Raw genomic sequence first — 11401 nt, 5'->3', positions numbered from 1 at the left:
CGCCGCATGACCCACGCGGACATTTCACGTGAGGCAACCACGAATCACACCCGGACATCTTGACGTGAGGCAAGGCGAGCGGCCCTCATCGCCGACGACCTCAGTCGGCCAGCACCTATGATCGGCGCGTGACGATTCTGATCGACGACCCCCGCTGGCCGGCGCACGGCCGGTTGTGGTCGCACCTGATCAGCGACACTGACCTCGCCGAGCTCCATGACTTCGCGGAGCAAAACGACATCCCGCGCCGCGGTTTCGACCGTGATCACTACGACGTTCCCGCCGAGGCGCACGCGAGGCTCGTGGCGGCCGGAGCGCGGCCCGTCGACGGTCACACGCTGGTTCGCGCGCTCATCGCGTCGGGGCTGCGTGTGACGGCACGTGAGCGCCGTCAGGGCACGTAGGGACGACGGTCAGGACTCGTCGTCCGACCCTGCTGGCGTCGCAGAAACGGGAGTTCCTGTCAGCGCGGCAGTCGTCACACGACGCCGCCCGCGTCCCTGGCCGGGGGCCTTCGGCTCGGGTAGGGCGTTGAGCACAGAATCCAGGAGCAGTTCCTTCTCGGACTTGGGCTTCTCGGCTTCTGCCTTCTTCTTGCGACGCTTGGGCTTCTCGGGGGCCGGCTCACTCGCCTCCTGAACCGCCGCCACAACGACTTCCTCGACGGCCGCCGCATCGACGGGGGCGTGAATCGTGGATGCCGCGATCTGCGCGAGGGCCGACTTCACGCCCTCTGTGATGACGTGCGTGCCGTTGCCCGCCTGAGACGACGACGAGGAAGAGGACGAACCGTTCCCGGAAGCCGCGCCTCGGCTCCGACGCGGCGAACCATTGCCGGAAGCCGCGGTGCGGTGCTTGACGACAGGATCGTGATGAACGATGACCCCTCGACCCGCGCAGACCTCGCACGGTTCACTGAAGGTCTCCAGCAAGCCGAGGCCGAGCTTCTTTCGGGTCATCTGGACGAGGCCAAGGGACGTGACCTCAGCCACCTGGTGCTTCGTCCGATCCCGACTCAGACATTCCACCAGGCGACGTAGCACCAGGTCGCGGTTCGATTCGAGCACCATGTCGATGAAGTCGACAACGATGATGCCACCGATGTCGCGCAGCCTCAGCTGACGAACGATCTCCTCAGCGGCTTCAAGGTTGTTCTTGGTCACTGTCTCTTCAAGATTGCCGCCGGAGCCGACGAACTTTCCTGTGTTGACGTCGATGACCGTCATCGCCTCGGTGCGGTCGATCACGAGCGAACCGCCCGAGGGGAGCCACACCTTTCGGTCCAGCGCCTTCTCGATCTGCTCCGTGATCCGGAATTCGTCGAACGGATCGGTGTCACCCTCGTAAGCCGACACACGCTCGAGCAGGTCGGGCGCGACGCCTTCGAGGTAGCGCGAAATGGTGTGGAGGGCATCTTCACCCTGGATGAGCATCCGCGAGAAGTCCTCGTTGAATACGTCACGGACGATCTTGACCAGCAGGTCGGGTTCGGAGTGCAGCAGCGCCGGAGCACCGGTGGTCTCGACCTGGCGGTTGATGTGCTCCCACTGCGCGGTCAAGCGCTGCACGTCACGCGTCAACTGATCTTCGGTGGCCCCTTCGGCCGCGGTGCGCACGATGACGCCCGATGACTCGGGGAGAACCTCCTTGAGGATCTTCTTCAGCCGCGCGCGCTCGGTGTCGGGGAGCTTGCGGGAAATGCCGTTCATCGCGCCGCCGGGCACGTAGACCAGGTAGCGGCCGGGCAGGGAGATCTGGCTCGTGAGACGCGCACCCTTGTGTCCGACCGGATCCTTCGTTACCTGAACGAGGACCTTGTCGCCCGACTTCAGCGCAAGCTCGATGCGTCGCGGCTGGTTGCCGGTCTCGACCGAGTCCCAATCCACCTCGCCGGAGTAGAGCACCGCATTGCGGCCCCGACCGATGTCAACGAAGGCTGCCTCCATGCTGGGGAGCACATTCTGGACGCGCCCGAGGTAGACGTTGCCGATGAGGGAGGCATCCTGACTGCGAGCAACGTAGTGCTCGACGAGCACGTTGTCTTCGAGCACCCCGATCTGGACCCGTCCGTTCTTCGAACGCACAACCATCACGCGGTCGACGGCTTCGCGGCGCGCCAAGAACTCGGCTTCGGTTACGACGGTGCGGCGGCGGCCCGCTTCGCGCCCGTCACGACGGCGCTGCTTCTTGGCTTCGAGACGGGTCGACCCCTTGATCCGCTGCGGCTCGGTGATCACTTCAGCCTGACGCTGACGCGATCCGTTAGACCTGTTGTCCTCGCGGGACTCTCCCCCACCGCGGCGACGATTGCGGCGCCGCGATGATCCGGAGGGCTCGGAGTCGTCAGGCTCGTCCTCAGGAAGTGCGGGAAGAGGCGTGATCTCGGGCGCATAGAACATCAGCGCCGTCGAGACCGACGACACGAAGTTCTCGGGCAGCAGCCCCAGACTGACGGCAGTGGGCGGGCCCGCCGGCTCGTCGGCCGCCTGAGCCTCGTCGTTGCTGTCCGGCTCGGCGGGAGTCTCAGCCTCGTCGCTCTCCGACTCGGCAGCTGACTGCTCCGGTGCCGCACCATCGTGCTGCGGCTCGGATGCTGCGGCGTTCTCGTCACTGGCGGAGTCGATCTGCTCGTCAGCAGGTGCAGCATCCTCGACCTCGGTGTCCGGTGCTGCCGGCTGCTCCGCGTCGACCGCGCCCTCCGGCGTCTCAGCCTCGGGAACGGCAGCCGGATCGTGTTCAGCCGGCGCCGACTCCGTCGACTCGTCTTGCGAGGCAGTCTGCTCCTCGGTCTCGGCGGCGATGGAGGACTCGGTCAGGTCGTCTCGTGTGCCTTCCGTGTCGGCATCGATCGTGTTCTGTACATCGTTCTCATCGCCCATGTCGGCGTACTCCTTGCCGAGCGACCCCGCGCGTCGCCCGACGACATCTCCGCGACCCGGAGGTCGCTCATCAACTCGGTGTGCAGCAGGCTCGAAGCTCACGCTGCGACGGGCAGCCATTGCCCGGAAGTCTGTGACGACATGTCGCGCGGCGCGGCCGCGGACTCGTCCCGGCAATTATCGCACTATCGGAGCACAAACACTCCATTGGTTCGGATGACCCGCGCTTTTCAGGCGTCTCCTAAGAAGACGGATGCCAGAATTGACGCATGCCCGCAGCATCCGCTCGTCGACCCATCGGCCTTGCCGTCTGGCTCATCCTCGCCGGTGTCATCGGTTGGTACGCCGCGTTCAGCCTGACCGTCGAGCGATTCCACCTTCTGGCAGACCCGGATGCGACAGCGTCCTGCGACTTCAGCATCCTGGTGCAGTGCACGGCGAATCTGCAGTCGTGGCAGGGAAGTGTCTTCGGCTTCCCCAACCCGATCCTCGGGCTCGCCGGCTGGGTGGCACCGATCGTCGTGGGAGCCGCGCTGCTGGCCGGCGCACGCTTTGCCCGCTGGTTCTGGCTGCTTTTCTGGGCAGGGATGCTGTTCGCGTTCGGTTTCGTGATCTGGCTCATCAGCCAGAGCCTGTTCGTTCTCGGCACCCTGTGCCCCTGGTGTATGGTCACGTGGAGCGTGACGATTCCGACGTTCTACGCCGTCACCGTCCACGCCATGCGCTCGGGCGCCTTTGGAACATCGCCCGGCCTGCTGCGGTTCTCGCGCGGTCTCATGAGGTGGGTACCGCTGGCGACAATCGTGAGTTACGGCATCATCGTCATCGTCGCGCAGCTGGCACCGACACGGGCTCTGACCAACATCTTCGGTCTCTAGAATCACGCCGCGCCGCTGGACGGGTCGGGGCGCGCAGGCCTAACGTGGCGCCATGAATCGGCGCGTCAGCATTGGAGTCATGGCGATGCTCCTCGTTGTCGTGTGCGCACCGTTGACGTCATGCCTGAGCGCTCCATCCACGGTGTGCGTCCCGACCCTGACCGTCGATCCCGACAACCCGAGGCCAGGCAGAATCGTGACAGTCTCTACCACGGATGCTTGCCCCCTCCCCGCCGGCGCGGAGCTGACCGTGCGAATCCAGCCGGTCGGCGAGACGATTCCGCTCGCGCAAGCGCGTGTCACGCCGGACCCGGACGGGTCGTTCGCGGTGTCCATCACTGTCCCACCGACGATCCGCCCGGGGCGGGCCGTAGCGTCGATCTCGAACTACTGGGACATCGCAACGTGTCCCGAGGGCGCGTCGTGCGCCTCGGCGGCGGTCGAATTCACCGTCGCACCATGACGAATCCCATGGATCCCGCTGAGCAGCGCCGCCGAGTCGTTAACCGAACCAGATCTCGAGCTCGCGCGCGGCAGACTCGGGGCTGTCAGAGCCGTGGACGAGGTTCTGCTGGACTGCCAGCCCCCAGTCGCGGCCGAAGTCGCCGCGAATCGTTCCCGGCGCTGCCGTCGTGGGGTCGGTGGTGCCTGCCAAAGACCGGAAGCCTTCGATCACCCGATTGCCGGCGAGACGAATGGCCACCGACGGACCGGACATCATGAACTCGAGAAGGGGCTCATAGAACGGCTTCCCGGCGTGCTCGGCGTAGTGCTTCTCGAGCCGATCGCGGTCGGGTTCGACCAAACGGATGTCGACGAGGGCGTATCCCTTCGCTTCGATGCGCGCGAGGATCGAGCCGGTCAGGCCCCTCGCTACACCGTCGGGCTTCACCAGAACGAGGGTCTCTTCGGTCGACATCGTTATTCTCCGTTCGAGGGTTCGGGGGGTGCCGCGCGTCGGGCGTTGCGAGCATCGAGAGATGCCCCTTTGATCGTCGCATACGCCCACATGCCACCGAAAATGATCGCGACGACGACGAGGGCCGGCACCAGAAAGCCGCCGAGCAGAACGACCACCTGAAGAGCCCAGCCCACCGCGATTGCCCAGGAGTGGCGGAGGAGTCCAGCTATGACGACCATCACCAGTGCAAGCACGGACCCGGCAACGATCCCCCACCACGGCTCGATCCCGTCGGGCAGCACACGAAGGCCGTAGACGACAAGGCCGCCGAGGAACACGATGATCGACTCGAAGCCGAGAACGACCGACCCGAGGGACTCGCGAGCACCGCGGGTGCGGCGGGGGCGGCGGGGCGCCGCGGGCTCGTCCGCGCTCACGCGCCTGACCCCGCTTTCCACTCATTGTCTGCCGAGAGCGTGATCGCTTCGCCGGCGAGGACTACCGAGCCGGTGATGATGACGGCGCGCCGCGGCGCTGCGCTCGCCCACGACCGTGCAGCCTCGGCAGCAGATTCCAGCTCGGGGAAGACGGCTGCGGGAAGACCTCGGGCTTCGAGCAGGTCGGCCAGCGCATCGGCATCCGTTGCGCGGTCCGAGTCGGGCGCGGTGACGAAGAACTCTGCGGCTACCTCACTCAGTGCAGTGACGATACCGTCGGCGTCCTTGTCCGAGAGGATGCCGACGACCACTCCCCACTCGTCGAAGTCGAAGGATTCGCCGAGTGCCTGGGCGAGAGCTCGCGCGCCGTGGGGGTTGTGTGCAGCATCCACGAGCACAGTCGGGTCCGTTCCGACGAGTTGGAGCCGCCCCGGAGACGTGACACTGGACAGACCTTCCACGAGCACATCAGAAGCGATGGGCTGCTGCCCGCCGCCGATCAGGGCCTCTACAGCCGCGATGGCGAGGGCTGCGTTGAAACCCTGGTGCGATCCGTACAGCGGAAGATAAAGATCGGGGTACTCGCCGGCCAGCCCGCGGACCGAAATCAGCTGACCGCCGACGGCGAGGGCAGACTTCTGCAGCGCGAACTGGTCGCCTTCGATAGCAAACGTCGCGTCTCGTCGTCCGGACTGTCCGCGCAGGACCGCCTCAGCTGACGGCGCCTGCCGGGCAGAAACGACAGCCGCAGCCTCCTTGATGATCCCAGCCTTCACGGTGGCGATCTGCTCGATCGTGTCGCCCAGCCGCGCGGCATGGTCCAGGTCGATGGGCGCGAACACGGCGACATCGCCATCGGCAGTGTTCGTGGAGTCCCACAGTCCGCCCATCCCGACCTCGAGCACCAGCACATCGACGGGCGCGTCAGCGCACACGACGAAGGCCAGCACCGTCAGCAGCTCGAAGAAGGTGAGTTCCGCATCACCGGATGCCGTGAGTTCGGCATCCACGAGATCGATGAAGGGTGCGATCTCGTCCCAGGCCGCCACGAGGGCCTCGTCGGTCACCGGCTCGCCGTCGATGAGGATGCGCTCGGTGAATCGCTCGAGATGCGGGCTCGTGAACATTCCGGTGCGCAGCCCGTGGGCACGGATGAGACTCTCGATGATGCGGCTCGTGGAGGTCTTGCCATTCGTTCCGGTGACGTGCACGACCCGGTACGTGCGCTGTGGGTTGTCGAGGTAGTCCAGCAGCTTCTGCGTGCGCTCGATCCGCGGTTGCACCCACTGCTCTCCCTGGCGGGTCAGCAGGATGTCGTAGACGGCGTCTGCGCGCTCTCGCTCGTTCATGCTGCTCCTCCGATGCGCTCGACCACGACCATGAACGAACCGCGGTTCGCGTAGGTTCCTTTCGCGACGTTCACACCGTGCCCGCGCGCGGCGACGGCAGAGAACGTGTTCACGCCGCCGGCATCGGCCGGGTCGAGCTCCCCCGCGATCAGCACCCGCGCGTCGACGGCGAGCGTCTCCCCCGCAACGTCGGCAGCCTCGAACGCGGACTGGACCGCGTGGCCGTCATCCGCGTTCTGGAAGAGCAGCCGAAGTCGGATGCGGTCGCTGACGTCGAATCCCGCAGCCTTACGCGTGTCTTGAACAGCCCGGATGACGTCGCGCGCCAGCCCTTCGGCCTCCAGTTCCGGCGTGGTGGTCGTGTCGAGCAGCACGAACCCTCCGGCCGCGAGAAGCGCGATCGCGGTGCCCTCGGCTACTCCCCCGGCTTCGAGGGTGAGTTCGTACTCGCCGGGCTCGAGCGTGATCCCGTCGACGACGACCACGCCATCTTCTTCGCTCCAGAGGCCGGCTCGTGCGCCGGCGATGACGTGCTGCACCTGCTTGCCAAGGCGCGGGCCCGCAGCCCGCGCGTTGACCGCGAGCCGCTGGCTGATGCCGTAGGACTCGGCCAGGCCTTCCGTGAGCTCGACGAGTTCGACGCTCTTGACGTTCAGCTCGTCGCGCAGGATCCCCTCGAATTGGCCGAGGGCCGCGGCATCGGTCACAGCCACCGTGAGGCGCGAGAGCGGCAGGCGCACGCGCTTGCCCTCCTTCTTGCGCAGCGCGTTCGCGACGCTGGATACCTCGCGGACGGCATCCATCGCGGTGCGGATGTCGGCAGCGGGCGCGAAGGATGCCGCATCCGGCCAGTCCTGCAGGTGGACGCTGCGTCCGCCGGTGAGCCCCTGCCAGACGCGCTCTGCGACGAGCGGGATCAACGGCGCAGCAACGCGAGTGAGGGTCTCGAGGACCGTGTACAGGGTGTCGAACGCCTCGCGGGAACGCGGGTCGTCGGTGACGCCCTCCCAGAATCGGTCGCGCGAACGGCGGATGTACCAGTTGGTAAGCGCCTCGGCGAAATCGCGGAGCTTCTCGGCAGCGCTCGTCGAGTCCAGTACCTCGAGGTCGGCAGCGACACCGGCAACCAGGTCTCCAAGAAGCGCCAGGATGTAGCGGTCGAGCACATCGGTCGAGTCGGTGCGCCACGACGCCTCGTAGCCGGCGCCATTGGGACCGGCAGCGGCGTTGGCGTAGGTGGCGAAGAAGTACCAGGCGTTCCACAGCGGCAGCAGGAACTCGCGGACTCCCGCACGGATGCCTTCCTCGGTGACGACGAGGTTGCCGCCGCGCAGCACCGAGCTCGACATGAGGAACCAGCGCATCGCGTCCGACCCATCGCGGTCGAAGACCTCCGATACATCGGGGTAGTTGCGCAACGACTTCGACATCTTCTGCCCGTCCGAACCCAGCACGATGCCGTGACAGGACACGCCGGTGAAGGCCGGGCGGTCGAACAGGGCACCCGAGAGCACGTGCATGACGTAGAACCAGCCGCGGGTCTGACCGATGTACTCGACGATGAAGTCGGCGGGCGCGTGCTCATCGAACCAGTCGTGGTTCTCGAACGGGTAGTGCACCTGCGCGTAGGGCATCGACCCCGAGTCGAACCACACATCGAAGACATCCTCGATGCGGCGCATCATCGACTGACCGGTGGGGTCGTCGGGGTTCGGGCGCGTGAGGTCGTCGATGTACGGCCGGTGCAGGTCGACCTCTCCTGCCTCGTTTCGTGGGAGTGTGCCGAAGTCCCGCTCGAGCTCCTCGAGCGACCCGTACGCATCGACGCGCGGGTATTCGGGGTTGTCGCTCTTCCAGACCGGGATGGGAGAGCCCCAATAGCGGTTGCGGCTGATCGACCAGTCGCGCGCGCCCTCGAGCCACTTGCCGAACTGGCCGTGCTTGACATTCTCGGGAGCCCAGGTGATCTGCTCGTTGAGTTCGATCAGGCGATCCTTGATCTCGGTCACGCGCACGAACCAACTCGAGACTGCCTTGTAGATGAGGGGGTTCCGGCACCGCCAGCAGTGAGGGTAGGAGTGCTCGTAGCTGGCCTCGCGCAGCAACCGGCCGCCGTCGCGCAGCAGGCGGATGAGGGGACGGTTGGCGTCCATCCACAGCTGCCCGGCGACATCCGTCACCTGCGGCAGGAAGCGACCACCCTCGTCGAGCGAGAGAATCGTCGGGATGCCGGCAGCCTCCGAAACCCGCTGGTCATCCTCACCATAGGCCGGGGCCTGGTGGACGATGCCGGTGCCGTCGCTGGTCGTGACGTAATCGTCGACGAGGATCTGCCACGCGTTCTGGGTGCCCCAGGTCTCGGCATCCGCGTAGTAGTCGAAGAGCCTGTCGTACGAGACGCCCGCGAGCTCCGAACCCAGGATGCTGCGGGAGACAGCGGCACGGGCTTCTTCTGGGCTCTCGTACCCCAGGTCCTTCGCGTAGCCGGCGAGCAGGTCTTCGGCGAGCAGGTACTCGTGCGCCATCGTCTCGACCGCGTCGTCAGCCGCTCCCCCAGGGGTGCGGTGGACGTCCGCCGCACCGTTCGGGCCACCGGGCAGGACGACGTAACGGATGTCGGGACCCACCGCGAGCGCGAGGTTTGTCGGCAGGGTCCACGGCGTCGTCGTCCACGCGAGTGCGCGGACAGCGGTGAGTCCGAGGGCCTCGGCCTTCGCGCCGACCAGCGGGAAGGTCACGGTGACTGAGGGGTCTTGGCGCATCTTGTAGACGTCGTCGTCCATGCGCAGCTCGTGGCTCGAGAGCGGGGTCTCGTCGCGCCAGCAATACGGCAGCACGCGGTAGCCCTCGTACGCGAGCCCCTTGTCGTAGAGGCTCTTGAAAGCCCAGAGCACGGACTCCATGTATCCGACATCGAGCGTCTTGTAGCCGCGTTCGAAGTCGACCCACCGGGCCTGCCGGGTGACGTAGTCCTCCCACTCGCGGGTGTAGGTCAGCACGGATTCGCGGGCCTTCGCGTTGAAGGCGGCGATCCCCATCTGTTCGATCTCGGCCTTCTCGGTGATGCCGAGCTGCTTCATGGCCTCGAGCTCGGCGGGCAGGCCGTGCGTGTCCCATCCAAAGACGCGGTCGACCTTCTTGCCGCGCATGGTCTGGAATCGCGGGAAGAGGTCCTTCGCGTAGCCCGTGAGAAGGTGCCCGTAGTGCGGGAGTCCGTTCGCGAACGGCGGGCCGTCGTAGAAGACCCACTCCTGTGCGCCGTCGCGCTGCTCGATCGACGCACGGAAGGTGTCGTCCTGCTTCCAGAACGCGAGCACGTCGCGCTCAATCGCAGGAAAGCGCGGGCTCGGCGAAACGTCAGCGGCGGGGCCGAAGGCGGAGGGGCGGGGGTAGCTCATGTCATCTCGCAGGGGTCACGGACATCATCTGCCGGGACGACTCTCGCGAGCCGCGGTACCACCCTGCGTGCCGGTCCGGTCTGCGTCCGGTCCAGCCCCTCTCACTGCGGCTGTGACGGGCCTGACCCGCTCGGTTCTACTGAGCCCCTCGCGGGACCGTTCTTCCGAGAGCTCCCCGGTGATGGCCGGATCGGTGCTGATTGCTCGATTCTAGCGGCGCCTAGGGTGGATGCGTGCCTCGCTCTCGATCCGATGAACCGCTGGCTCCGCGCGTCAGCAGCCCCGACCTTCCGGCGAGTCTCGAATCGGTTGCGGCGATCGATCGTCACGATGACCTTCTCGGCGTGCGTGTGGGTGCGCTTCGCGGCGAGGTAGACGGCTCGTTCGCGAGAATCGCGGAGTGTGAGATTCCGGATGTCGACCTCGACTCCCTGACTCTCGCCGGCGCCTCGGTGCGTGATGTTCTCATCAGTGGCATCCGTGCGACGCGGCTGATCGCACCCAACAGCGCCTGGCGCACCGTGACGATCAACGGAGGGCGACTCGCGACTCTCGAACTCAGCGGCGCCGAGCTCGACGGCGTCGAGTTCCGTGGAATGCGCATCGACTACGCGAACCTCAGCATGTCTACCGTGACCGATGTTCGATTCGTGGACTGCCGGTTCGGTTCTCTGGACCTCCCTGAGGCAGCGCTCACCCGCGTCACCTTCGAGGGATGTCACGCCGATGAGGTCGACTCGCGGGGCTTGCGTTCGCAGCACCTCGACCTCCGAGGGCTCGAGGCGCTGTCGTTCACCAGTCCGGCAGGACTGAGCGGCGCGACGCTCACGACGCGGCAGGTCGAGCAGCACTCGACGCCCCTGGCCATGGCTCTCGGCATCCGGGTCCTCGAGTGATTCCCCAGCCGGCGACTGCCTTCTCGGGCATACAGACGGCTCGGCTCGGGTTGCGAGAGCTCACGCCGCAGGATCATTCGGCGTTGCATCGTGTGCTCGGCGACGAGGTCGCGATGAGCGCGTACGAGCATGGTTTCTCTCCGGCGGAGACGGCCACATGGATCGAGGGCCAACTCCGCCGCTATCGCGACGACGGGTTCGGGCTGTGGGCCGTGACGGATGCGGAGACCGACGAGGTCATCGGGGACTGCGGTCTCACCGTTCAGCGCACTGCAACGGCAGAGGTCGTCGAGGTCGGATATCACCTCCTGCGGCAGCGGTGGGGTCTCGGATATGCCACGGAGGCTGCGTCCGCGTGCCTGGATTGGGGCTTCGCGAACGTCGTTGTGCCGGAGATCTACGCGATAGTGCGCGATACGAACCTCGCGTCGATGAACGTCGCGATCCGGCTCGGGATGACGGTCCGCGAGCGTTTCGTCAAGCACTACCGCGACATCGACATGCCGCACCTGGCTTTCGCGGTCTCGCGCGCGGCCTGGCGCTCTCGGCATCCGTCGCCCTGACGGTCACTCATTGGGGAGGACGTGACCACTCGGGAGGACCAGGTACGCCACTTGGGCCCTCCCGATCGCGCATCGCCTCCCGAGTGAACCCGGTTTGCGA

Annotated in this window: 10 protein-coding genes; 5 read left to right on the top strand and 5 right to left on the bottom strand. The window is 66.4% G+C overall.

What is annotated here, in order from left to right:
* Nucleotides 1-128: 128 nt before the first annotated feature.
* On the top strand, nt 129-404 hold the full coding sequence (locus LL236_RS08125) for a DUF4031 domain-containing protein (protein ID WP_228178227.1): 276 nt from the start codon (nt 129-131) through the stop codon (nt 402-404).
* A gap of 9 nt (nt 405-413) precedes the next feature.
* On the opposite strand, the gene LL236_RS08120 is transcribed toward LL236_RS08125, so the two are convergent.
* Nucleotides 414-2879 carry an Rne/Rng family ribonuclease gene (locus LL236_RS08120; protein ID WP_228178243.1) on the bottom strand — a complete coding sequence of 822 codons (2466 nt, stop codon included), beginning with the start codon at nt 2877-2879 and terminating at the stop codon, nt 414-416.
* A gap of 269 nt (nt 2880-3148) precedes the next feature.
* On the opposite strand from LL236_RS08120, the gene LL236_RS08115 reads away from it, so the two are divergent.
* Nucleotides 3149-3757 (top strand): vitamin K epoxide reductase family protein, encoded by a 609-nt coding sequence (locus LL236_RS08115; protein ID WP_228178226.1) that lies wholly within the window; start codon nt 3149-3151, stop codon nt 3755-3757.
* 196 nt (nt 3758-3953) lie between these two features.
* A complete protein-coding gene (locus tag LL236_RS08110; protein WP_228178225.1) occupies nt 3954-4220 on the top strand; it encodes a hypothetical protein in 267 nt (88 codons plus the stop codon).
* Nucleotides 4221-4259: 39 nt separating this feature from the next.
* Here LL236_RS08110 and ndk read toward each other — a convergent pair whose 3' ends face one another.
* The 4 genes from ndk to ileS are packed head-to-tail and all read right to left on the bottom strand — an operon-like array spanning nt 4260 to nt 9842.
* Nucleotides 4260-4676: a nucleoside-diphosphate kinase gene (ndk, locus tag LL236_RS08105; RefSeq protein ID WP_228178224.1), complete on the bottom strand. Its 417-nt coding sequence runs from the start codon at nt 4674-4676 to the stop codon at nt 4260-4262.
* Between the two features lie 2 nt (nt 4677-4678).
* A complete protein-coding gene (locus LL236_RS08100; protein ID WP_228178223.1) occupies nt 4679-5095 on the bottom strand; it encodes a DUF4233 domain-containing protein in 417 nt (138 codons plus the stop codon).
* The gene (locus tag LL236_RS08095; RefSeq protein WP_228178222.1) at nt 5092-6444 is read right to left on the bottom strand and encodes a bifunctional folylpolyglutamate synthase/dihydrofolate synthase; all 1353 of its coding nucleotides are present in this window, start codon (nt 6442-6444) and stop codon (nt 5092-5094) included. Before LL236_RS08095 ends, LL236_RS08100 begins: the two co-directional genes overlap by 4 nt.
* Nucleotides 6441-9842 (bottom strand): isoleucine--tRNA ligase, encoded by a 3402-nt coding sequence (ileS, locus tag LL236_RS08090; protein ID WP_228178221.1) that lies wholly within the window; start codon nt 9840-9842, stop codon nt 6441-6443. Before ileS ends, LL236_RS08095 begins: the two co-directional genes overlap by 4 nt.
* A 233-nt stretch (nt 9843-10075) precedes the next feature.
* Here ileS and LL236_RS08085 point away from each other — a divergent pair, with 233 nt between their 5' ends.
* Both LL236_RS08085 and LL236_RS08080 read left to right on the top strand, forming a co-directional pair.
* Nucleotides 10076-10738 (top strand): pentapeptide repeat-containing protein, encoded by a 663-nt coding sequence (locus tag LL236_RS08085; protein WP_228178220.1) that lies wholly within the window; start codon nt 10076-10078, stop codon nt 10736-10738.
* Nucleotides 10735-11301, top strand: a complete 567-nt coding sequence (locus tag LL236_RS08080; protein ID WP_228178219.1) for a GNAT family N-acetyltransferase — start codon at nt 10735-10737, stop codon at nt 11299-11301. The genes LL236_RS08085 and LL236_RS08080 overlap by 4 nt, the downstream gene beginning before the upstream one ends.
* Nucleotides 11302-11401: the final 100 nt, after the last annotated feature.

The sequence above is a fragment of the Microbacterium schleiferi genome (assembly GCF_020781975.1).
Classification (GTDB): Bacteria; Actinomycetota; Actinomycetes; order Actinomycetales; family Microbacteriaceae; genus Microbacterium.
Note: the sequence above shows the minus strand (reverse complement) of the source record. Positions and strands in the feature narration are given on the sequence as shown.